This is a genomic window from Gloeotrichia echinulata CP02 (assembly GCA_038087035.1).
Lineage (GTDB): Bacteria > Cyanobacteriota > Cyanobacteriia > Cyanobacteriales > Nostocaceae > Gloeotrichia > Gloeotrichia echinulata.
This window is the reverse complement of record CP051187.1, coordinates 1,809,084-1,830,202: the sequence shown is the minus strand read 5'-3', so window position 1 is coordinate 1,830,202 and position 21,119 is coordinate 1,809,084. Positions and strand designations below refer to the sequence as shown.

Annotated in this window: 25 protein-coding genes; 16 read left to right on the top strand and 9 right to left on the bottom strand. The window is 42.3% G+C overall.

Features of this window, described 5'->3' with window-relative positions; genetic code table 11:
- Positions 1–58: 58 nt before the first annotated feature.
- From HEQ19_08140 to HEQ19_08125, 4 genes are all read left to right on the top strand, one after another.
- Complete coding sequence (locus HEQ19_08140; GenBank protein ID WYL99505.1) at positions 59–400, top strand: Nif11-like leader peptide family natural product precursor; 342 nt, start codon at positions 59–61, stop codon at positions 398–400.
- A gap of 134 nt (positions 401–534) precedes the next feature.
- The gene (locus HEQ19_08135; protein WYL99504.1) at positions 535–828 is read left to right on the top strand and encodes a Nif11-like leader peptide family natural product precursor; all 294 of its coding nucleotides are present in this window, start codon (positions 535–537) and stop codon (positions 826–828) included.
- An 83-nt stretch (positions 829–911) separates the two neighbouring features.
- Positions 912–2,174 carry a nif11-class peptide radical SAM maturase 3 gene (locus HEQ19_08130; GenBank protein WYL99503.1) on the top strand — a complete coding sequence of 421 codons (1,263 nt, stop codon included), beginning with the start codon at positions 912–914 and terminating at the stop codon, positions 2,172–2,174.
- Between the two features lie 8 nt (positions 2,175–2,182).
- Complete coding sequence (locus HEQ19_08125) at positions 2,183–2,365, top strand: hypothetical protein (protein WYL99502.1); 183 nt, start codon at positions 2,183–2,185, stop codon at positions 2,363–2,365.
- A gap of 206 nt (positions 2,366–2,571) precedes the next feature.
- Here the strand turns inward: HEQ19_08125 and HEQ19_08120 are convergent, their stop codons facing one another.
- The 4 genes from HEQ19_08120 to HEQ19_08105 all read right to left on the bottom strand — a co-directional run bounded on the left by HEQ19_08120 (position 2,572) and on the right by HEQ19_08105 (position 5,472).
- Entirely contained in the window at positions 2,572–2,808 is a 237-nt protein-coding gene (locus tag HEQ19_08120) for a hypothetical protein (protein WYL99501.1), read from the bottom strand.
- A 235-nt stretch (positions 2,809–3,043) separates the two neighbouring features.
- The gene (locus tag HEQ19_08115) at positions 3,044–3,673 is read right to left on the bottom strand and encodes a Uma2 family endonuclease (GenBank protein WYL99500.1); all 630 of its coding nucleotides are present in this window, start codon (positions 3,671–3,673) and stop codon (positions 3,044–3,046) included.
- A 96-nt stretch (positions 3,674–3,769) separates the two neighbouring features.
- Positions 3,770–4,105, bottom strand: coding sequence for a hypothetical protein (locus HEQ19_08110; protein ID WYL99499.1), 336 nt, complete (start codon positions 4,103–4,105; stop codon positions 3,770–3,772).
- An 83-nt stretch (positions 4,106–4,188) separates the two neighbouring features.
- Positions 4,189–5,472, bottom strand: a complete 1,284-nt coding sequence (locus tag HEQ19_08105) for a transposase (protein WYL99498.1) — start codon at positions 5,470–5,472, stop codon at positions 4,189–4,191.
- A gap of 745 nt (positions 5,473–6,217) precedes the next feature.
- On the opposite strand from HEQ19_08105, the gene HEQ19_08100 reads away from it, so the two are divergent.
- On the top strand, positions 6,218–7,186 hold the full coding sequence (locus HEQ19_08100; protein WYL99497.1) for a glycosyltransferase family 2 protein: 969 nt from the start codon (positions 6,218–6,220) through the stop codon (positions 7,184–7,186).
- Here HEQ19_08100 and HEQ19_08095 read toward each other — a convergent pair.
- The gene (locus HEQ19_08095) at positions 7,171–7,458 is read right to left on the bottom strand and encodes a hypothetical protein (GenBank protein ID WYL98099.1); all 288 of its coding nucleotides are present in this window, start codon (positions 7,456–7,458) and stop codon (positions 7,171–7,173) included. The genes HEQ19_08100 and HEQ19_08095 overlap by 16 nt on opposite strands.
- Positions 7,459–7,501: 43 nt before the next feature.
- Between HEQ19_08095 and HEQ19_08090 the strand changes: the two genes are divergently transcribed.
- The 11 genes from HEQ19_08090 to HEQ19_08040 all read left to right on the top strand — a co-directional run bounded on the left by HEQ19_08090 (position 7,502) and on the right by HEQ19_08040 (position 18,079).
- Positions 7,502–9,100, top strand: coding sequence for an Hsp70 family protein (locus tag HEQ19_08090; GenBank protein ID WYL99496.1), 1,599 nt, complete (start codon positions 7,502–7,504; stop codon positions 9,098–9,100).
- A gap of 322 nt (positions 9,101–9,422) precedes the next feature.
- Positions 9,423–9,698, top strand: coding sequence for a TIGR02450 family Trp-rich protein (locus HEQ19_08085; GenBank protein WYL99495.1), 276 nt, complete (start codon positions 9,423–9,425; stop codon positions 9,696–9,698).
- A 150-nt stretch (positions 9,699–9,848) separates the two neighbouring features.
- Positions 9,849–11,285 carry a cytochrome ubiquinol oxidase subunit I gene (locus tag HEQ19_08080; GenBank protein WYL99494.1) on the top strand — a complete coding sequence of 479 codons (1,437 nt, stop codon included), beginning with the start codon at positions 9,849–9,851 and terminating at the stop codon, positions 11,283–11,285.
- Positions 11,286–11,289: 4 nt separating this feature from the next.
- Complete coding sequence (gene cydB / locus HEQ19_08075) at positions 11,290–12,303, top strand: cytochrome d ubiquinol oxidase subunit II (GenBank protein ID WYL99493.1); 1,014 nt, start codon at positions 11,290–11,292, stop codon at positions 12,301–12,303.
- 644 nt (positions 12,304–12,947) lie between these two features.
- Positions 12,948–13,814: a ferredoxin:protochlorophyllide reductase (ATP-dependent) iron-sulfur ATP-binding protein gene (gene bchL / locus HEQ19_08070; protein WYL99492.2), complete on the top strand. Its 867-nt coding sequence runs from the start codon at positions 12,948–12,950 to the stop codon at positions 13,812–13,814.
- Between the two features lie 31 nt (positions 13,815–13,845).
- Positions 13,846–14,601: a DUF5331 domain-containing protein gene (locus tag HEQ19_08065; protein ID WYL99491.1), complete on the top strand. Its 756-nt coding sequence runs from the start codon at positions 13,846–13,848 to the stop codon at positions 14,599–14,601.
- A 99-nt stretch (positions 14,602–14,700) separates the two neighbouring features.
- Complete coding sequence (locus HEQ19_08060; GenBank protein WYL99490.1) at positions 14,701–16,104, top strand: ferredoxin:protochlorophyllide reductase (ATP-dependent) subunit N; 1,404 nt, start codon at positions 14,701–14,703, stop codon at positions 16,102–16,104.
- Positions 16,105–16,224: 120 nt separating this feature from the next.
- Positions 16,225–16,530, top strand: a complete 306-nt coding sequence (locus HEQ19_08055; GenBank protein ID WYM03303.2) for a DUF4160 domain-containing protein — start codon at positions 16,225–16,227, stop codon at positions 16,528–16,530.
- Positions 16,531–16,533: 3 nt separating this feature from the next.
- Entirely contained in the window at positions 16,534–16,827 is a 294-nt protein-coding gene (locus HEQ19_08050) for a DUF2442 domain-containing protein (GenBank protein WYL99489.1), read from the top strand.
- Between the two features lie 562 nt (positions 16,828–17,389).
- A complete protein-coding gene (locus HEQ19_08045; GenBank protein ID WYL99488.1) occupies positions 17,390–17,536 on the top strand; it encodes a hypothetical protein in 147 nt (48 codons plus the stop codon).
- A gap of 222 nt (positions 17,537–17,758) precedes the next feature.
- Positions 17,759–18,079 (top strand): hypothetical protein, encoded by a 321-nt coding sequence (locus tag HEQ19_08040; GenBank protein WZI67138.1) that lies wholly within the window; start codon positions 17,759–17,761, stop codon positions 18,077–18,079.
- A gap of 21 nt (positions 18,080–18,100) precedes the next feature.
- Here the strand turns inward: HEQ19_08040 and HEQ19_30735 are convergent, their stop codons facing one another.
- The 4 genes from HEQ19_30735 to HEQ19_08020 all read right to left on the bottom strand — a co-directional run bounded on the left by HEQ19_30735 (position 18,101) and on the right by HEQ19_08020 (position 20,868).
- Positions 18,101–18,193, bottom strand: a complete 93-nt coding sequence (locus HEQ19_30735) for a toxin-antitoxin system HicB family antitoxin (GenBank protein ID WZI67231.1) — start codon at positions 18,191–18,193, stop codon at positions 18,101–18,103.
- A 6-nt stretch (positions 18,194–18,199) separates the two neighbouring features.
- Positions 18,200–18,427, bottom strand: a complete 228-nt coding sequence (locus HEQ19_08030) for a hypothetical protein (GenBank protein WZI67137.1) — start codon at positions 18,425–18,427, stop codon at positions 18,200–18,202.
- Positions 18,428–18,504: 77 nt separating this feature from the next.
- Positions 18,505–19,239: an HAD family hydrolase gene (locus HEQ19_08025; GenBank protein WYL99487.1), complete on the bottom strand. Its 735-nt coding sequence runs from the start codon at positions 19,237–19,239 to the stop codon at positions 18,505–18,507.
- A 588-nt stretch (positions 19,240–19,827) separates the two neighbouring features.
- Positions 19,828–20,868, bottom strand: coding sequence for a 30S ribosomal protein S1 (locus tag HEQ19_08020; GenBank protein WYL99486.1), 1,041 nt, complete (start codon positions 20,866–20,868; stop codon positions 19,828–19,830).
- Positions 20,869–21,119: the final 251 nt, after the last annotated feature.

Below are 21,119 nucleotides of genomic sequence, written 5' to 3'. Positions count from 1 at the left end.
CTGGTTCAACATTTCAACAAAATTACCAACTTTTAAGTAATCTCAGGAGCCAAAAATTATGTCCATAGCACATGTCAAAGCTTTCTATCAACAGTTAGCAAATGATGAAGCTTTTTCTACTCAAATTCAAAACGTTAAGAGCAAAGAAGAATGTAGCCAAATAGTTAAGGCTGCTGGCTACGATTTCACTCTAGAAGAGTATGAAGAATATACCGCTCAATTGTTGGAGTCGGCTGCTGGTGAAGGTGAACTCAAGGATTTAAGTGAAAAAGAACTCGCTGCAGTTTTTGGTGGAATAACTGGGAAACCCAAACCCCAACCATTATATGGAGTTGTCTGGCCATCCTACCAACAGGTGTATGGAGTTATTGTTACACATATTCCAGATAACCTAGCTTAGGGAAGTTCTGTTGCTACCATAACAGTCTTGTAGGGTGCGTTAGCAGAGCGTAACGCACCAGAAGCTTGGAATGGTGCGTTACGGATTTCATCCTAACGCACCCTACAGTACTTAATCAATATCAGGAGAAGATTATGTCCCTAGAACATGTCAAAGCTTTCTACGAAAAAGTAGCAAATGATGAAGCTTTTCGTACTCAAATTCAAGGCGTTAATAGTAAAGAAGAATGTAGCCAAATAGTTAAGGATGCTGGCTACAATTTCACCCTACAAGAATATGAAGAATATACCGCTCAATTGTTAGATTCGGCTGCTGGTGAAGGTGAACTCAAGGATTTAAGTAAAAAAGAACTAGCTACAGTTTTTGGTGGATTAACTGGGTCGAGCAAATTCCAACAACCCTATGGAGTTGTTTGGCTAACTAAATGACATAGTTTAGGGAACATTAAATTTTTAGGGACGGACGACGATCTATCAGTCCCTTTATAGAAAAATTAATTGAGGATATTTTCATGACTTATCGCCGAATTAGTTATGCAGTTTGGGAAATTACACTCAAGTGTAATCTAGCCTGTCAACATTGCGGTTCTCGCGCTGGACATACAAGAACAAATGAACTTTCCACAGCAGAAGCCCTGGATTTAGTCAAACAAATGGCGGATGTGGGAATTACAGAAGTTACCATAATTGGTGGTGAAGCATTTCTGCGTCCTGACTGGTTAGAAATTGCCCAAGCAATTACCAAAGCTGGGATGTTGTGTGGTATGACCACTGGTGGTTATGGTATCACCTTAGACACAGCCCGCAAGATGAAGGAAGCTGGTATTGGTGTGGTTTCTGTGTCGGTTGATGGCTTACAAGCGACTCATGACCGTCTACGTGGTAAACAAGGCTCTTGGGAATGGGCATTTAAGACCATGAGCAATCTTAAGGAAGCAGGTATCCCCTTTGGCTGCAATACCCAAATAAATCGCCTATCTGCACCAGAATTTCCCCAAATTTACGAACATCTGCGCGACGCCGGCATTTTCGCTTGGCAAATTCAGTTGACTGTACCGATGGGCAATGCTGCCGATAATAGTGATATTTTACTCCAACCTTACGAACTATTGGATGTATACCCAATGATTGCTCGTGTAGCTGAACGCGCAAAGCGAGAAGGCGTACAGGTGCAGCCAGGGAATAACATCGGCTACTACGGTCCCTATGAGCGACTGCTGCGGGGTGGGGATGCTTGGTCATTTTGGCAAGGATGTACCGCTGGATTGTCTGCTTTAGGTATTGAAGCCGATGGTGCTATCAAAGGGTGTCCATCACTACCGACCACAGCCTACACTGGTGGTAACATCCGCGACCATTCACTGCGGAAAATTATTGAAGAAACCGAGGAACTGCGGTTTAACTTAGGCGCTGGTACTCCCAAAGGTACAGAACACTTGTGGGGTTTCTGCAAAACTTGCGAATTTGCAGAACTCTGTCGTGGTGGTTGTAGTTGGACTGCTCATGTTTTCTTTGACAAGCGCGGTAACAATCCTTACTGCCATCATCGCGCCCTCACCCAGGAAAAAAGCGGTATTCGCGAGCGAGTATTTATTCAACGTCGGGCGGATGGGAATCCCTTTGATAATGGCGAATTTGGGCTAATTGAGGAACCAATCAATGCTCCTTGGCCAGAGAATGATCCACTTCATTTTACTGCTGACCGCATTCAATGGCCCCAAGGGTGGGAAGCGGAATCTGAGTTAGTAGCATCTTTAGTTAATTCTAGCAATTAAACATTTTTATGAATAATATTTCCACTGATTCTGTTGCTGAAGAAAATACAACTTTTACAGAGTCTCAAGAACCATTGTTACCTCGTTCTGCTTGGGATAGTCAGTTAGCCTATTTGCGACTTATTTTTAAAGCGAAGAAGGCTTTAGACCGCATTGAGCAAGAAGCGGGTGTTGTCAGAAGTGAAAGTTGATTAATTGCTAATAATAAATTTGTCTGATGCTGAAAATTGAATATTTATCAACTCAAGCTTTATTTTGGGTTGATTTTTTATGATTTTTTGTCCACTCTAGTTTTGAAGGTTTTGGTGTGTAAAGACGTTATATATAACGTCTTTACACAGGTTTTAGCTTAATTTAGTACAATGCCATAGCCGCATGATCATCATCTGCCTCCTTCCTACTGGAGTGCTTCTTCGATGTAATCTCCCAGCTTGGCACCTGCTTTGGCACCTGGGATTATACCACCAAGTCCTCCACCTCCAAAAAATCCTATTACAGCTCCGACAATCCCTCCAAAGATCTTCCCGAACCAACCACCTCCATTAATAGCAGCAATTTCTTCTGGGGATAGTTCACTTAAGAGTGAGTTGTCTTGTAATTCCTGAGAGATGTCTGAAATTGTAATTCTAGCCATTTTTGAATCGCCTGATATTGTTTAGATGATTAAGATAATTTCATATTTATCTGGTAATTTCAATATCTTTTTTAAATAAACAAGGGACATAAATAATACAGTTATGTCCCTTGTTTATTTTTTTATGCATTTTCTGAGATGTCAAAAATTTTGATATTTAGCTTGACATTTAAAAAGAAAACCGCATATATTATTATCTTATAATTACTACATTTAAGCGCTGTTTAAAGCTTTCCTACGCAGCCAAATCAAAAATCTGCTGCGCGGTTAAGTTGAATTGGGGTAAGGTCGGGGAAACAATGGTCGTGTTTCCCGTAAAGGTCGTCATCTGATATTCTCCATCAACCAAGTTACAAACAAAAATCGTGGGTTGCTTGGGGTTCCCGATGAACTTTCTCGCCCCCAATGCTGCATAATCGAGAATCCAATATTCCTCAATACCCATTTCTTCATAATCTCTAAATTTATTATAGTAATCGTCACGCCAATTAGTTGAAACCACCTCGACAATTAATTTGACCGAATCAGGATTTTGGATAATCGATTCGCTTTCCCAGCGGGGTTCGTCCCCAAGAACTTCTTTGTTTAAAACGATGATATCCGGCTCATAACCTGATTTTTCTCCTTTGGGTTTGACAATCGATTCTCTGGGAATATTCCAGATACCGCCAAAGCCACTTTGCCTGATAATTATCAATAGTTGCTCAATTAGGGAACCTGTTAGATTTGAATGTTTTCCCTTTGGCTTGGGCATTTCGATAATTACTCCATCATGCAGTTCGTATCGGATTTGGGAATTTTCGGGATACCAGGTGATAAATTCATCGAAGCTGTATAGTTTGGGTTCGAGTTGAGCTTGAGTCACATTATTGAGAAGTAATAAATAATAAGTAATGAGTAATCAAAGAATGCAATTGCTGTTTGACTCCAGAATCCCCGCCCTTTTAGGGCGGGGAGTATGTCAACCAACCAACTTGAAACCCCAAGGTTTCAGAGCCGCAATCACTATTTCTTGATCTACACCTTCATAAGCCTCCCATTCAGACTGCTTATCTTTAGGATGTCCGTCACCGACATGACCTGCAACTTTGATTACGGGAAGGTCTATCACGTAATGACGTTCCAACCCTTTTGGTAGTGCTAATTGGATTTTGTGACCAACAAACTTCGATGCACTTGAATTAGCTACAGATTCACGGATTAAACAAATATCACCAGCAGTCCCCCAAGTAGTTGTGTAGATGTAGAGGAAGGATATATAGGTTTGTGGTTTGATGGCCCTTTTGAGAACTTGCATTATCTGTAACCTTACACGTTTAATTTTGAAATGATAGTTCCAAATCACATAGTCAAATATAGTCAGACTTATGCAATTTAGCTTTAAGCGACTCTACTTTCAGCATGGACACGCTTAAATAGTGGAGTTATCCGCCTTGGATGTACTACCAGACACCCCCTATCCCTTAGAATAGACTGGAGACAGTCAAATCCTTCAGGATTACTTTTTCTGCCGATGTTGTACCCTGCGTTCACGTCAGCATGAATCTTCAAACCATTTTTACTGATATACCACGCACGTTTGACACGTTTTCCTGAGAATACATGCTTGATCTTGTTGTTAGGTTGATAAGTTGGGATGATGTCCCAATCAATCGCTGAAGCCTTACTTGTGTAAGATTCTTCTGCTACCTTAACGGTAATACCGACTCTAACTAATTTGTAAGTCAGTATCTCGATAAATTTAGCATGTGGTATTTGAGTAAAATTTTGGTTTGTACGTTTACCTAAATTAAGACGTGTTTTCCATTGTTCGTTTTTCCCGATTGAGACGTGAGTTATACCAAGAGATAGAAGTTCATCCACAATCATTTTTGTGGATTGATGCAAATATGAATCTATAAATTGATTACGGTTGCGGACGATGTTTGCGATTCGCCTTGATTTACCTTTACCATGAGGCAGAAAACCTCGAAACTTGGCGATCTGCTTGTTATAAAATTGGTTGGCTGATTTTAATGGTTTCCCGTTTACGATAATTGGCTGTTCGCTCAAGTCGTTGAAAACAATCGTCGCTAGATTATCTAAACCAATATCTATCGCCGCATTCAGTTCAGGATTCAAACTACAAAAAAACTCTGACAACTCGGTAATTTCATAGACTATTTCGATAACGAAGCATCCAGTTTTTGGGATAATTCGTACCTCACACAAGTCCTCAAACTTTAGTCCAGGCTTTACCGGGATTCTGATTGGCGACATTGACGGGACAACCGAACCTTTACTAAATTCTTTTTTGCCAATGGCTTGATTGTTAAACTTAATCAGGTTCTTATCATCAACATAATTAGGTGGTTTTGGTCTACCAGTGAACTTAGTTGGTTCAAGTTTATAAGCCACTAATGCTTTGTAGTAAGCAATCCACGCATCTGCATTCTGTTTTAATACGAGTTGAGCTACTTTTGCGCTTATTGCTTTGTAGTTCTCGTTTTGTTTGAATAAACTATCTAAGCCGGCTTGGGTTTGAGTTCCCCATCCGTAGAAAAAACCTTGACGCTGAGTGAATTGAGCAGTGTTGTAAAGCTGCCGAGAAATAGTGGTAATGTCACTACAATAATCAAACCAGTCATGTCCTTCTTTGATTATGTGCTTTTCTACTTGACGCATATTTATACTGAGCGTAGTCAAAGTATTGATCAACTTTGGCAATGAAATTAGTATATCATTCAAGATACAGTAAGATTTGATATCCTTTGGCAATTGCATATTGAGTTAGCCTAGTAGCTTGCCTATCCAAATTATCTTTGTTTTCAGCGCTTGATACAAAGAGCATAAATTGCCACCCTAACAACACCCCCTGATATCTTTTTCGGGTCGTAATCAACAATTACCGTACCCGTGGGAAGTTGCTCTGTTATGGTATTTTACCTGCTTTGTAATGTCGTCAAGCGGTAAGGTACGAAATCCCCAAGGTTTTAGCATAATCAGATAATTTCATTAGGACTGTCTTTTAGACTATATCTGACTATGCTAGACTATATTTTGTTTAAAGTTTTATCATACGAGTTTTTTCCATCACCATTTTATCAATGGCGGAGAATTATCGAAATTCACAGGACTTACGCAACTGGCACATACAGCAGATTGCAGGTAAATGAGGTACAGATATTACAATGATTTTCAGGTAAATAGACCACGTGGTAGGGGCGCAAGGCCTTGCGCCCCTACAAGGATCTGTGGTTCAAAGAAATGAAAATTTCTGTATCTTCTGTCCCGCAGACTATCTCGGTAGAGCTTACCATTTCTGACCCCCTACACTCTTGTTATACGGCTTTTGGGACGATAATTGCCACTTCCGTAACCAGAGTAGCCCCAGGAACAGTGCCAAGGTCTCGACTGTCCTATCCTGGAAATGGGTAATAGTGTTGTGGGTGAGACTGTGTTTTTTAGCGTTGTTATACCGACTTATAATCGTCTACCGATTTTGGAAAAATCTCTCCGCGCCTTAGAGGCCCAGGAGTTGGCTGGTAATACTCCGATTACTGGTTACGAAATTGTCTTAGTAGATGATGGCTCTACTGATGGCACATTAGCATGGTTAGCCGAACACAAAGAAGAATTTCCCCATGTGCGGTGTTTTGAGCAGGATCATAGCGGTCCTTCGGCGGCGCGGAATTTGGGGGTAGAACAGGCACTAGGGGATACAATTATCTTTATTGATAGTGATTTAGTAGTCCTGGATAATTTCCTGCAAGCTCATGCAGATGCACTGATGCTGGGACAAAAGAAATTGGGGAGCGATCGCCTGTTTACCTACGGTGCAGTAATTAATACTAGCAATTTCGCTAACCCCACCGCCGAACCTTATAAACTCACAGATTTTTCTGCTGCATTTTTTGCGACAGGAAATGTCGCCATAGCCAAACATTGGCTTTTAGAAGCTGGACTTTTTGACACCAGCTTTCAACTCTATGGTTGGGAAGATTTAGAATTAGGTGTGCGGCTAAAAAAACTGGGTTTACAACTAATTAAATGTCCAGCCGCCGTCGGCTATCATTGGCATCCACCATTTAATTTAGAACAAATTCCCCGCTTAATTGAAAAAGAAATTGAACGCGGACGCATGGGCGTTTTGTTTTATGAAAAACATCCCACTTGGGAAGTGCGGATGATGATTCAAATGACTTGGTTGCATCGCTTACTGTGGGGAATTCTCTCACTCAATGGCACTCTTAACGAAAGGACAATGACGCCATTTTTGCGCTGGTTAATTAATTTAGGTAAACCGCAGTTAGCTTTAGAAATTGCGCGGATTTTCCTGAATTGGTATAACGTTAAGGGCGTTTATGAAGCCTACGCGCAAAGTCAAGTGAGGAGTTGAGAGGCGATCGCAATAATCCAGGCGATCAATCGTCTAACTGCCGTTAATACAGGGCTAATAATCCATTCAGAACGTGCTTTTTCGCTGCCCCGTGCAAGTACCAATGGTAAACCTTCTTCTAGTTCTTGACGTAGCAAATCATCAGGTTCCACAGGAGAAAGGGGCACGGCTGTAGGGGCACGGCAATGCCGTGCCCCTACCAGTATCTGTGGTTCAATTAACTGAATTTTCCTGTAACTTAACCGTATTGGTGTATGGGAAAATAATCTCACCGAAAAAACACTTTGCGCCTTTGCGTGAGATAATCAAAAGACTATGGCGATCGCAATTGATTTTGGTACTAGTAACACAGTTATTGCTCGCTGGAACCCTGTAACCCAGCAGCCAGAAACCCTAAATCTACCAGGGTTATCCATTCAGTTAAGTCTCAACCCACCACTGATTCCCAGCTTAGTTTATGTAGAGCAAGCAAGCCTTGGTAAAGTATTAGTAGGGCAACAAGTGCGCGATCGCGGTCTTGACCTCAAGGGCGAATCACGATTTTTCCGCAGTTTCAAACGGGGAATTGGTGCGAATATCCAAGGTTTCCTACCGGAACTCGATGGACAAATCATCACCTTTGAGCAAGTGGGACAATGGTTCCTCACTCAAGTAATCTCCCAACTAGCACCACAAGAAGGGGGTTTAGACTCCCTAGTTTTAACCGTACCAGTAGACAGTTTTGAAGCTTATCGTCACTGGTTGGGGCAAGTTTGTCAAGCCCTCCCCGTCGAACAAGTGCGGATGATCGATGAACCCACCGCTGCTGCTTTAGGTTATGGCTTGGCTGATCAAGAAATATTGTTAGTCATTGACTTTGGTGGTGGCACCTTAGATTTATCTCTGGTACAGTTAAATCAAGGGGCGCAAGCAAGTAATAAACCTTTGGGATTTCTGCTGAAGTGGGGGAATAAATCCTTAGCTCAAGATTCCAAACAAAAGGTAAAAACGGCGCGTGTTTTGGCGAAAGCTGGGCAAAATTTAGGCGGTACAGATATTGATACTTGGTTAGTAGATTACTTTGCTCAAACTCAAGGAATGGCGGTTAGTCCATTGACGACGCGACTAGCGGAACGGGTGAAAATTCAGTTATCAACCCAAACCCAAGCGAGTGAAGTTTATTTTGATGATGAAACATTTGAAAGCTATGAATTAGAACTCAACCGCGACACTTTAGATAATATCCTCAAAGAACACGCATTTTTTGAGTTATTAGATGAATCAATGACAAATTTGTTGCAGCAAGCCCGCCGTCAAGGGATAGAAATAGCAGATATTAATGCAGTATTATTAGTTGGTGGGACTGTACAATTACCAGCGGTACAGACATGGGTGAAACAATATTTTCCACCTGAGAAAATTCGTTGTGAGCGTCCGTTTGAAGCCATAGCCCAAGGTGCATTACAGTTAGCACAAGGGGTAGAAATTAAAGACTTTCTCTACCATAGTTATGGTATCCGTTATTGGGACAGGCGCAACAGTCGTCATAGTTGGCACCCAATTATTAAAGCTGGACAGGCGTATCCCATGAGTCAGCCAGTAGAATTAGTTTTAGGCGCTTCTGTGGAGAATCAACCCAGTATAGAATTAATTATGGGAGAATTGGGAGCAGACACAGGCTCAACTGAAGTTTATTTTGATGGCGATCGCTTAATTACGCGTCGTTTAGATAATGGTCAAACCAGCGTCAAACCGCTGAATGATCAAGAAGGTGCTAGAAGTATTGCTCAATTGACACCAGCTGGATATCCGGGGAGCGATCGCATTAAGATTATGTTTCTAGTTGATGAGCAAGGGTTTTTGCGAATCACCGTTGAGGATTTGTTGACAAGTGATACCCTGGTGGAAAATCAACTTGTGGCGCAGTTGAGTTAATGGGTTTTTGGCCTAGTTCCAGGGGCTTTAGGTAATACTGCTCGGTTAACGAATGTAGAGACGTTACATGTAACGTCTCTACAAGGGTTTCACGCTTTGCGATTTTCTTAACCTACGCAGTATTGGGGCTGTAAGGGCGCAAGTCTTTACAAATTGGGTATTTTTTTACAGCCATTTTCAGGTAAATAGACCACAGGGTAGGGGCGCAAGGCCTTGCGCCCCTACGAAGATCTGTGGTTCAAATGAATGAAAATTGCTGTAATTGGAAGTGCCTAACTTTCTACCATTTTTTTGTGCCCGGATTATATTTTGGACGAGTCCAATGACTAAAAAACAAAAATTTCCTTACCTTGTAGGCTCTAAATGGACCGCGCAGCAGAAAGTAGATGGTTGGCGACATTTCCTAGTCGTGAACCGCAAAAATCAGGCAAAATGGGTTTATGCCGAAATGGTTGCAGCTTGTGATCCGCAAGTGCGCTTCTGGATCAATGCCAAGTTATTACAGGATAGCTCCCAGTGGCAATCTGGCTGGCAAACATTACAAGAAATTGAGCAGATTACAGGCGATAAATCATGCGGGGGACAATCCAAGATTTAAAATCGCAAATTTATCCACATTGGTACTTCTACGAATTGTCGTATTAATTATTTCTACAACCTATTTAAAATTAATCAGTAAAATTAATGTGAAAGGCTTTTTCAGAATCAGTAAACCAAGTTGACGGCTGATTAACTGGCGGAGGTAAGCATGGATTTTTTGTCAGATACCGTTGTGTTATCACGGATGCAGTTTGCGCTAACAGCCATCTTCCACATGCTGTGGCCTGTCCTGACCACGGGGATGGGTATTTATCTAGTTATCGTGGAAGGGCTGTGGCTAAAAACACGTAATCCAGACTACTATCATCATGCCCGATTCTGGTCTAAACTCTACGTCCTTAACTTCGGTATTGGTGTTGCATCAGGATTGCCAATGGAATTTCAATTTGGCACAAATTGGGCACCTTTCTCCGAAGCTGTGGGTGATTTTTTTGGCAGCATTCTTGGTTTTGAAGGAGCAATGGCCTTCATGCTAGAAGCCGGATTTCTGGGCATTATGTTGTTTGGCTGGGGGCGAGTTCACCCGGTGATTCACTACTTAGCCACCATTATGGTGGCATTTGGGGCAAACTTGTCTACCTTCTGGATTCTGGTTGCTAATTCCTGGCTACAAACCCCATCGGGTGGGGAAATGGTGAATGGTAAATTCATCGTCAGCGATTATTTCCAAGCAATTCTTAATCCCTTCATGGTGAAAAGCGTGTTGCACATGTTTTTTGCGACCCTGGAAACCTCTTTATTTGTGATTGGTGGCATCAGCGCTTGGTATATTCTCAAAGAACGCAATCAAGCTTTTTTTACCAAATCACTAAAAATTGTTTTAGCAGCTGCGATCGCAGTTGCTCCACTCCAAGTCTACATCGGTCATTTAAGTGCCGAACAAGTTTATCATTACCAGCCCACCAAACTAGCAGCAATGGAAGCGAAGTGGGAAACATCCCCCGCTGGACAGCCTGCAGATTGGACTTTGCTAGCATTACCCGATGAAAAGGCGCAAAAAAACACCTGGGAACTCTCAATTCCCCAAGGCTTGGGATACATTTTAGAGTTCAAAAAGAATCTTTCCGAACCCGTCCAGGGACTCAAGGAATGGAAACCAGAAAATCGCCCCCATATGGTGGGCTTAATTTATTACTCTTTCCGCATCATGAGCGGAATTGGTTTCTTCTTAGTCGGCTTAATGCTATGGAGTGCTTTGCAGTGGGTTTTAGGTAAACTCTCGCCAGAGTTGATTACTCAACAAAAATGGCTACTGCGTGCCTGGATTTTTGCTGCGCCCTTGGGCTACATTGCCGTAGAATCAGGTTGGATTGTCCGCTGTGTAGGAAGACAACCCTGGACGTTGTATGGGCAGATTCGCACGGCTGATGCTGCATCCCATATTCCCGCTAGTAATGTCTTGACATCTTTGACAACCTTTGCTGTAATCTACAGCATTTTGTTGTTCTCAACCCTGTATTTCGGTAGCCGGATTATCAACAAAGGCCCTAACTTACAGCTACCCGTACCAGGATTAGACAACCAACCCGCTATCGATCCCACCCCAACGGAATTTGTCCCCGATCAACGTCCAGTAGAAACTTAAAACAATGGCAGCATTATTGCACTTCCTTCCCGAAGTTTGGTTTGTCATTCTGGCGCTGTTCCTGTTTCTTTACGTCATGTTAGACGGATTTGACTTGGGTGTTGGTATCCTGTCCCTAACCAGTTCTGACGAAGAACGGCGCAGCATTTTAATGACGAGTCTCGGTAACGTTTGGGATGCTAACGAAACCTGGCTGGTGTTGATGGGTGGGGCGTTGTTTGGCGCTTTTCCCCTGGCTTATGGTACCATTTTGAGTGCCCTATATATCCCAATTTTCATCATGATCTTTGGGTTGATTTTCCGGGCGGTGGCCTTTGAGTTTCGGGAACATTCCCATCGCAAGTTTTTTTGGAACTTCGCCTTTGGTGCCGGTAGCTTCCTGGCCGCTTTGGGACAGGGTTTCGCTCTCGGTAGCGTGATTGAAGGGATTAAAGTAGATGAGGCGGGTCATTTCATTGGTTCTACCTGGGATTGGTTAGACTGGCGATCGCTCTTAGTCGCCCTGACTCTGATTCAAGGTTATGTGCTGATTGGTTCGACATACCTAATTTTGAAAACTGAAGGTCCACTGCAAAAAACCCATTTTCGCACCGCCAAAATTGCCGCTGTGACAACGCTAATCGGTGCAATTTTGATTACCATCGCCACCCCTGTCTTTTACGAAACTGCACGCACACGCCTTTTTAGTCCGCCTCTGGTTTATATCTTTGCGGTAATTCCTGCGCTGGGTGTGCTTCTGGTCTGGCTACTATTGCAAAGCCTCAACCGTGAGCAAGAACGCACTCCGATCATCTGGACAATTTTGATTTTTCTGCTCACCTTTATTGGGTTGGGGCTGATTGTGTTTCCCTATATCATTCCTACCCAAATCACTATCTATCAAGCAGCAGCTTCCCCCAGCGCCTTAGTGTTCATGATTATTTTCGTGGGCTTCTTGATCCCGATCATGTTGTTCTATAACATCTACCAATATGTGGTATTCCGGGGTAAGGTGGCGGGTAGCGCCTATGGTGAATAGATAGTGAATAGATACTAACACCCTCCTGGGCACGGCAATGCCGTGCCCCTACAAATACCATGTGCAATCAACCGGATTTGATATGATAAATTTTATACCTCATGTGAATTGGCAGTGCTATATTCCAAAAATTAATAATTAATTACAAAGTAGAGAGTATTTGCTGACAACCAATAGTCATATCCCCTTGGCGGTTGATTCAAAACCTCCAATTTACCTGAGATTGAAGACTGTCTGAGTATTTATACTTTAGGTCTGATCATGCCGATATCAAACCCTGAGCATAGTTTTTTTGACCTAAAATCCCGTTAGTTTTCCATGTGATAAGTCTATGAAAACCATTGATAAAGCTCTAGTTCATTTTTTTTGTCTTTTGTAACTTTTTTATATAAAAAATCTTATAAAATCTAATTTAATCTATTTTTAAAGCTATTGTATGGAAATTAATCTTTAAAATTGCTGAATCAAATAATTAACCTATTATTCACTTAATATCACCGTTTTACAGATTAAAAGCCCCTTTCTTTTCTCTGCCATTTGGCTAATAATCAAACTTACAGAGCTCACGCATCGCCATTTCCGGCTAGGTGCAGGCAAATGTTTAAGCCAAGAGTTTGACAAAAAACTATCAGAGGCAGACAAAAGTGAAACTAGCAGTTTACGGAAAAGGTGGAATCGGTAAATCCACAACTAGCTGTAACATCTCCGTCGCCCTAGCCAAACGCGGTAAAAAAGTTCTGCAAATTGGCTGCGACCCAAAACATGACAGCACCTTCACCCTGACTGGGTTTTTGATTCCGACGATTATTGACACCCTCCAAGAAAAGGACTACCACTACGAAGATGTCTGGCCTGAAGATGTAATTTATAAAGGCTACGGTGGTGTCGATTGTGTCGAAGCTGGTGGTCCACCCGCAGGTGCTGGATGTGGCGGCTATGTTGTGGGCGAAACCGTAAAATTACTTAAAGAACTCAACGCTTTTGATGAGTACGATGTAATTCTGTTTGACGTTCTGGGGGACGTTGTTTGTGGCGGTTTTGCCGCACCACTAAATTATGCAGATTACTGTATGATTGTGACTGATAATGGCTTTGATGCCTTGTTTGCAGCCAATCGCATTGCTGCTTCAGTCAGGGAAAAATCCCGCACTCATCCACTGCGTCTAGCAGGTTTAATTGGCAATCGCACCTCCAAGCGTGATTTAATTGAGAAATACATAGAAGCGGTGCCCATGCCAGTTTTAGAAGTGTTACCTTTGATTGAAGACATTCGCGTTTCTCGTGTTAAAGGTAAGACTTTGTTTGAAATGGCAGAGTCAGACCCATCTTTAAGCTACGTTTGCGATTATTATCTTAATATTGCCGACCAGATTCTGGCGCGTCCCGAAGGCGTAGTACCAAATGACGCTCCAGATCGTGAGTTGTTCTCTTTGTTATCAGATTTTTATCTAAATCCGAGTAAACCACAGGTGCGGAATCCAGAAGAGGAACTAGACTTGATGATTGTATAAATCATCTATTTCTCAGGATGGGGAAAAGAATATGGCGTATTTTCATAGCTTTACAGATTCTATAAAGCAAAAGTGGTTGGAATTTTTCCAAGACAATCGCGACTGGATTACCCTGCACATGGCAGTGGAATCAGTCTACACCCCCGATGGGGGGAAGCGACCATCCTCTTACCTCATCCTGGGAGTTTTGAACGCCCTAGAGCCGAAACTAGCGCAGTTGATGTTTCCCTTTTCTAAACTGAATCCTGATGCTGATACCCTGATCGAAGTGCTGGAGTTGCATTTTGACCCAGAAATCGCGCTCGGTCATCGCTTCATTCCCAACGCCGAACCAGAGAATCATCGTGATGAGTCAGCGGATCACGACGCTAATGAAACTGCGGGAATTTCTCATACAAATGGCTTTGGACACAAGGCCGTTTTCGATTCCCCTCATACTACCTTGCTGGTAAACGAGCCAGAGGAAACCCAAAATGGGTTTGACGATTTTTCTTCATCCAACGGACACAATTCCCAAGATGAGTTCCAGGCGTTAGTAACTTTAGAAGCGGTGGATGAATTTGGCGATATTTCCTTCGATACGGAAACAGACGAAAAACTGGATGAAACGGGATTTGAAGATCTAAATTCACCAGACGAAAATGCCTTTAGCGATGTGTTGTCAGATGTCTGGGGAGATCAAACATCATTGCACAAAGGTGAAGAAAATAACGACTTCCTTGGGGAAGAACTGTCATCTGGAGTTTTTGACGAATCAGAGATTGCGCGTCTCTTCCCCAACAATTAATTAGGAGTGCTGAGTTAGGAGTCAAGAGTCAAGAGTCAAGAGTTAGGAGTCAAAACTCAAAACTCAGCACTCATCAATATCTAGGGGAGAATAACCAAAATGACTGTCGCTCAACAACCAGAGGCTTTAAGCTTTGAGTGTGAAACTGGTAATTACCACACCTTTTGTCCAATTAGCTGCGTAGCGTGGTTATACCAAAAAATTGAAGATAGCTTCTTTTTGGTGATTGGGACTAAGACTTGTGGCTATTTCCTCCAAAATGCGATGGGGGTGATGATTTTCGCTGAACCTCGCTATGCTATGGCAGAATTGGAAGAAGGGGATATTTCGGCACAATTGAATGATTATGAGGAATTAAAGCGGTTATGCTTACAAATTAAGCGCGATCGCAATCCTAGTGTGATTGTCTGGATTGGTACTTGCACTACGGAAATTATCAAAACTGACTTGGAAGGTTTGGCACCCAAGCTAGAATCGGAAATTGGGATTCCGATTGTGGTGGCTCGTGCTAATGGTCTAGATTACGCTTTTACCCAAGGGGAAGACACTGTATTAGCAGCAATGGCTAATCGTTGTCCTGATAAGGCGCCTGTAGCGGAAACAGACAAAAATGAACGGAATGCGATCGCCAAATTGCTCAACTTTGGTAAAAAGAAAGAAGATGTCGCCCAAGATGAATCTGAGTACGTAGATCACCCACCTCTGGTTCTCTTTGGCTCCCTTCCTGACCCCGTTGTCACTCAGTTAACTTTAGAACTGAAAAAGCAAGGTATCAAAGTTTCCGGTTGGCTACCCGCAAAGCGCTTCACCGAATTACCTGTGCTGGAAGAAGGGTATTATGTCTCTGGTGTCAACCCCTTCCTCAGTCGCACTGCTACTACCTTGATGCGTCGCCGCAAATGTAAACTGATTGGCGCACCCTTCCCCATTGGCCCTGATGGTACCCGCGCCTGGATTGAGAAAATCTGCTCTGTGTTTGGTATTACTCCCAAAGGTTTGGATGAACGGGAAGCACAAATTTGGGCTGGTTTGGAAGATTATGTCAAACTAATTCGTGGTAAGTCTGTATTTTTCATGGGCGATAATTTGCTAGAAGTGTCTTTAGCCCGGTTTTTGGTACGCTGCGGGATGACGGTTCAAGAAGTGGGAATTCCCTACATGGATAAGCGTTATCAAGCTGCTGAGTTGACGCTATTAGAGAAGACTTGTCAGGAAATGGGTGTACCACTACCGAAGATTATTGAGAAGCCCGATAATTACAATCAAGTGCAGCGAATTTATGAGTTAAAACCAGATTTGGTAATTACTGGTATGGCTCATGCTAACCCACTGGAAGCACGGGGTATTAATACTAAATGGTCTGTGGAGTTTACTTTTGCTCAAATTCACGGTTTTGGTAATGCGCGTGATGTACTTGAGTTGGTGACTCGTCCGTTGCGGAGAAATAATAATTTGAAGGATTTGGGTTGGGATAAGTTGGTGAGGGACGAAGCGAAGATTTAAGTTTTGGTTTCGATTGAGCAACACCATGATTGAGGGCGAACTTTTGGGTTCGTCCTTTTTTTATCTCACGCAGAGGCGCAGAGGGCGCGGAGGAAGAGGGGTTAAAATAAAGTTACAATCATGTGGGTATGCCTGAATAGTCGAGATAATTTAGGAGGTGAAGTGATGCCAGAAATTTGTCGTTTTTTAGGGATTATAATTACTATGTACTATAATGACCATCCACCCCCTCATTTCCATGTCCGCTATAATCAGCAAAAGGCAATTATTGATATAGAAACCTTGTCAATTTTAGAAGGTAAACTCACTCCTAGAGTTCTTGGTTTAGTAATTGAATGGGCAGCTATGCACAAATCAGAACTTATGGAAAACTGGCAACTAGCAAGACAAAATAATCCCTTAGAAAAAATTGAACCATTAGAGTGAATTATGCTAAAAGACATTATAGAAGTTATTCCTCAAGCTGACTATCAACTCTATTTGAAGTTTGAAGATGGAAAAGAAGGTATTGTTAAGGTTAACGAGTTAATCCAATTTACTGGAATTTTTGCACCTTTAAAAGATTTAAACTATTTCAAAACTGTTAAGCTTAACGCTGAGTGGGGGACAATTCACTGGGATAATGGCGCAGATTTAGACCCAGATGTTCTTTATTCTTTGGTTACTAACCAGTCTATTCCTACATATCGCAATCAACAAGAATATGAAAAAACTTGGAGTTGAAACAGAAGCCTTTGAGGAAATCGATGATTTATTAATGTCTAAGAAATATTTTCTAGTAACTAAATTAGATGATGTAGCAGGTTGTTTAAAATTTAAATAAAAACTCAAAACTCTTGAGGATATGGATAATTCAATTCGCCAAGGTGTAGAGGAATCATGGCATGATTGCGGTTGATACAAATATAATTATCAGGTTTTTAACTCAAGATGATGAATCACAGTTTTAGACGAACCCAAAAAATTCGCCTTTTTTTCTCACGCATACTGCAGAGCAGAACCCGCAGGGTAGGCGCAGAGGCGCAAAGGAAGAGGGAAAATTTAATTCAGATGGAAGGCTGTAACTCTAAAGGTTTGGATGGAATTATATACATTAATTTTGCATAGCTGCTGGTATTGATTCTACCCAGAAGTAGCTTGGGCGGAGCGTTCGCGTTGGCGAAACCTCTCGTAGAGAAGGAACAATACTTTATATAAAGAGCCTCACGGTGGAGAATTTAGTATATCCCGTCTCGTTGAAGTAGTTTGGATAGCAGATTATTGGAGTGTACCTCCAGAACAAGACATGATTTTTCGTTATGAAGTCCATCTTCATGGGGGTAAAGTGATGAGCTTGGAAACGCCTACATTCAATAAATATTGGGGTAGCCGAGGTGGATTAGTAGAATTTCAAAATCATGTTTTAGATGTGCTTAAATTAGAAAGCAAGTAGTAATCTTAATTGAGTATAGTGCAACACATTTATATTCAGTACAATATCATATCGCGATGTGTAGGGGCACGGCATTGCCGTGCCCCTACGAGTGTACCTAACTAGGGCGAGAAACGCTATATTACTACCTTCCAGGCTGACTGATTCGCAATTTTCCCAGACCTTATCAATCTGCATCCAGATATCGATACAATTAGAAGTGAAACCCTCATCTGGTAGCAAATGGCTGAAATTGTCACCCTTCAACTCCCAGAAACACTGGCACAAAAAGCAAAGCAAATTGCTGCTTTCACACATCGGCGACTTGAAGATGTATTACTAGAATGGATTGACCGCGCTATTACTGAATTACCTGTAGAGTCATTACCCGATGACCAGGTTTTGGTTATGTGCGATCTGCAGATGGAAGCTGAACAGCAAGAAGTTTTTAGTGAATTGTTAGCGCGTCACCGAGAGGGAGCTCTACGTTTAAGTGATGATGCGGATGCGTTGGAAGTTCGCAGTTATTGGGTACTTGCAGGTTGGCATCCTCCAAAGGATTGAGGTGTTTTATGACAAAAAAAATTAAGAAGAAAGTTTTAGACTAACGTAGCGATTTAAGCTAACATTTTCCTCTACCGCCTGTATAGCAAGCCTACGGTGAAGCTCTGGAGGAATGCGAACTTAAAATTTACCACTGTAATTTTTTTCTGCAATAGGTTCTGGAATCTTTTCGCCATTCGCTTCCATGTCTGCTACTACATCTTTTACCAAGGTTTCAATACCCTCTAGCGCGGCTGCACGGCTCTCATGGAGATAGGATAAACTAGGGAACTCAGCACATAATCCTACATATTCTTGGTCAACGCTAGACCAAGTTATTTTATATGTGTAGTGGTCATAGTTATTCATTTTTTATGTCCTCTTCTATGCCCTCAATTTTATCGATAGCCTCCAAAACCTGCTTGACTTGATAAACCTTGAACAAATTAAACTTCGACAATTTGAATTTCATCAAGCTGATTAATTACCACATCCGCACCTCGGACATGATCAGGTTTATCCACCCAAGTAATCCCAATGCAACCTGCGGCTTTAGCATTACGCGCCATTTGCATATCACCGACAGAATCACCTACCATCAGTGTAGCGCCTGGTTCTACTCCCAAGGCTTGACAAGCTTGCAAAAATAGTATAGGATCAGGTTTACTCAGACCTTCATCAACTCCCATTTGCAGCTGGATGTAATCGCTTAACTGATGAATGCCTACAAACTTATGCACTTTTTGAGTGGTTGCTGCTGAGAGAATACCAAGTTTTAAACCAGCTTCGGAAAGAGACTTTAACACTTCCAAACTACCGGCGAAGAGCGGTGAAGGTGCTTCTCCTATATATTTTTCTGCTTCGTTTAAAGCTTGACGGGCGATTTTTAAGGACTCAAACCATCCCCTACCAGTTTCAGCAATATAAGCTGCTGCTGCAATTTCCGTTTCTCGGCGACTGGCTACCGCTATTAACCCGGCGACATCAAGGGTATTACCATTGACGCCAAATGCCATTAATAATGGTTCGCCAATACCAGGAATTTGCGCGTCTAATAACCTTGCTGCTTTTTGGGCGATCGCTCGGAAATACGGTTCCGAATCTTCCAGTGTACCGTTTTTATCAAATAAAATAGCCTGGATATTAGAAAATTTAATATTTCTACATTTAATAGTAGCCAAAAGATTTCACCCTGCTGACTAAATTAGAAGTTAGGAGTTGGGAATTTTAATTCCCAAACTTTACCAATGACCAAAAAATAAAAGCGACCACTTGAACATGTTGACGGTTGACACTTAGCATTGATACTCCCCACGTCTAAAGCGGGGGGATTCTTAAAGAGTCCATAAACGAACTTTTAATGGTGCTATCAAAGACACCCTAGACGCTCATAACAACTACCTCGTTTGTGCTGCAATTGCGCAAAATTTTCTTTTTTTTCCGTTTTCCGAGTCCATCACAATGCCAGTTAGGTACGCTCAACATCCTGCCATTATTTGCCCTTTAACTATTCCAAATCAAGTTGGATATGTCCGTTGCCGGGATTGCTCCGTACTAGGATGAATCAACGCGCAGATGGTTGTTCTTACTCACAATTTGCTGTTCAATTATACCACTGTGTCCCAAGCCACACAATCGTTTTACGGAACTTAAAAGTTCCTACCGACTTATCCCCATGTCTAAAGCCAGGGGCTTGCGTCTCGCTTTTTGGTCAACCGTCAACCGTCAACCATCAACCGTTGCGGTTGAATATTTTTTTTTGCAGTCGCTTATTCTTCAATAGCTACGGGAATGTCTTCTTCAATAGCTGATGGAATGTCTTCTTCAGTTGCTGATGGAATGTCTTCTTCAGTTGCTGATGGAATGTCTTCCTCTGCTATGGCTTCAACAGGCGCAGCAGTAATACCTTGTTGTTTAGCTAGCAGCTGTTCGCGATACTTAGCTGCCATTTCTTCTGCCTTATCATAGACCAAATCGCGATTCTTAATCATGTCACCCGGTTCGGGTTCCAATTGTTTGGTTGACAAGGAAATCCGACCTCTTTCTGCATCTAAGTCAATGATCATGACTTTCACTTCATCATTGACATTGAAGACGCTATGAGGTGTATCAATATGTTCGTGGGAAATCTCCGAGATGTGCAGTAGACCGCTCACGCCACCGATATCGATAAAGGCACCATAGGGCTTAATACCGCGAACTGTACCAATCACTACTTCACCCACTTCGAGACGGTTCATCTTGCGTTCAACCAACGCCCGACGGTGAGACAGAACTAGGCGATTACGTTCTTCGTCTACTTCGAGGAATTTCAACGGTAGTTCTTCGCCTACCAATTCTTCTTTAGGTTTGCGAGTGCTGATGTGAGAACCGGGGATAAAGCCACGCAATCCTTCGATTCTTACCAATGCGCCACCACGGTTGGTAGCAAATACACCAGAACGGACGGTAGCATCTTCTGCTTGTAGCTGACGTACACGTTCCCAAGCCCGCATGTATTCAATGCGACGAATCGAAAGGGTTAGTTGACCATCTTCGTTTTCGTCAGTGAGAATGAAAAATTCCCGCGTTTCGTTCGATTGTAAGACTTCTTCCGGGGCATCGACCCGGTTGATAGACATTTCTTGTATAGGGATGTAAGCTGCGGTTTTAGCACCTATGTCAATCAGAGCGCCGCGCGGCTCTATACTGAACACTGTACCTGGTACAACATCACCAGGGCTGAAGTGATAATCGTACTTATCAAGTAGAGCAGCGAAATCTTCGTGAGTAAATCCAATTTCTGTAGCGGTTAAATTCTGATTGACCATGCTGATTTGTTCCTGGTTCTAGTCTCCGTAAATTTTTTGCTGTAAGCATGATGTATATGCAATGGCTTATGGGCAGTGTACACCTACATCTTTATTTCATCCTAGCGCAGAAAAGCTAGCAATAACACATATTAACTTCCAGACAGAATATTATATCATATATCCAATGATAAGTCATGCTTCTGGGCTAACTTGTTATATCTAAGGCTTTCAACCCTGGATATCGTATCCAATCAATCGCGCAAGTACTT

Bases quoted from the DNA above. Each gene is read 5' to 3' on its own strand.
- HEQ19_08140 (WYL99505.1), top strand. From the start codon at position 59: ATGTCCATAGCACATGTCAAAGCTTTCTATCAACAGTTAGCAAATGAT.
- HEQ19_08135 (WYL99504.1), top strand. From the start codon at position 535: ATGTCCCTAGAACATGTCAAAGCTTTCTACGAAAAAGTAGCAAATGAT.
- HEQ19_08130 (WYL99503.1), top strand. From the start codon at position 912: ATGACTTATCGCCGAATTAGTTATGCAGTTTGGGAAATTACACTCAAG.
- HEQ19_08125 (WYL99502.1), top strand. From the start codon at position 2,183: ATGAATAATATTTCCACTGATTCTGTTGCTGAAGAAAATACAACTTTT.
- HEQ19_08120 (WYL99501.1), bottom strand. From the start codon at position 2,808: ATGGCTAGAATTACAATTTCAGACATCTCTCAGGAATTACAAGACAAC.
- HEQ19_08110 (WYL99499.1), bottom strand. From the start codon at position 4,105: ATGCAAGTTCTCAAAAGGGCCATCAAACCACAAACCTATATATCCTTC.
- HEQ19_08105 (WYL99498.1), bottom strand. From the start codon at position 5,472: ATGCGTCAAGTAGAAAAGCACATAATCAAAGAAGGACATGACTGGTTT.
- HEQ19_08100 (WYL99497.1), top strand. From the start codon at position 6,218: ATGGGTAATAGTGTTGTGGGTGAGACTGTGTTTTTTAGCGTTGTTATA.
- HEQ19_08090 (WYL99496.1), top strand. From the start codon at position 7,502: ATGGCGATCGCAATTGATTTTGGTACTAGTAACACAGTTATTGCTCGC.
- HEQ19_08085 (WYL99495.1), top strand. From the start codon at position 9,423: ATGACTAAAAAACAAAAATTTCCTTACCTTGTAGGCTCTAAATGGACC.
- HEQ19_08080 (WYL99494.1), top strand. From the start codon at position 9,849: ATGGATTTTTTGTCAGATACCGTTGTGTTATCACGGATGCAGTTTGCG.
- cydB (WYL99493.1), top strand. From the start codon at position 11,290: ATGGCAGCATTATTGCACTTCCTTCCCGAAGTTTGGTTTGTCATTCTG.
- HEQ19_08065 (WYL99491.1), top strand. From the start codon at position 13,846: ATGGCGTATTTTCATAGCTTTACAGATTCTATAAAGCAAAAGTGGTTG.
- HEQ19_08060 (WYL99490.1), top strand. From the start codon at position 14,701: ATGACTGTCGCTCAACAACCAGAGGCTTTAAGCTTTGAGTGTGAAACT.
- HEQ19_08055 (WYM03303.2), top strand. From the start codon at position 16,225: ATGTGGGTATGCCTGAATAGTCGAGATAATTTAGGAGGTGAAGTGATG.
- HEQ19_08050 (WYL99489.1), top strand. From the start codon at position 16,534: ATGCTAAAAGACATTATAGAAGTTATTCCTCAAGCTGACTATCAACTC.
- HEQ19_08045 (WYL99488.1), top strand. From the start codon at position 17,390: ATGATTTTTCGTTATGAAGTCCATCTTCATGGGGGTAAAGTGATGAGC.
- HEQ19_08040 (WZI67138.1), top strand. From the start codon at position 17,759: ATGGCTGAAATTGTCACCCTTCAACTCCCAGAAACACTGGCACAAAAA.
- HEQ19_08030 (WZI67137.1), bottom strand. From the start codon at position 18,427: ATGAATAACTATGACCACTACACATATAAAATAACTTGGTCTAGCGTT.
- HEQ19_08020 (WYL99486.1), bottom strand. From the start codon at position 20,868: ATGGTCAATCAGAATTTAACCGCTACAGAAATTGGATTTACTCACGAA.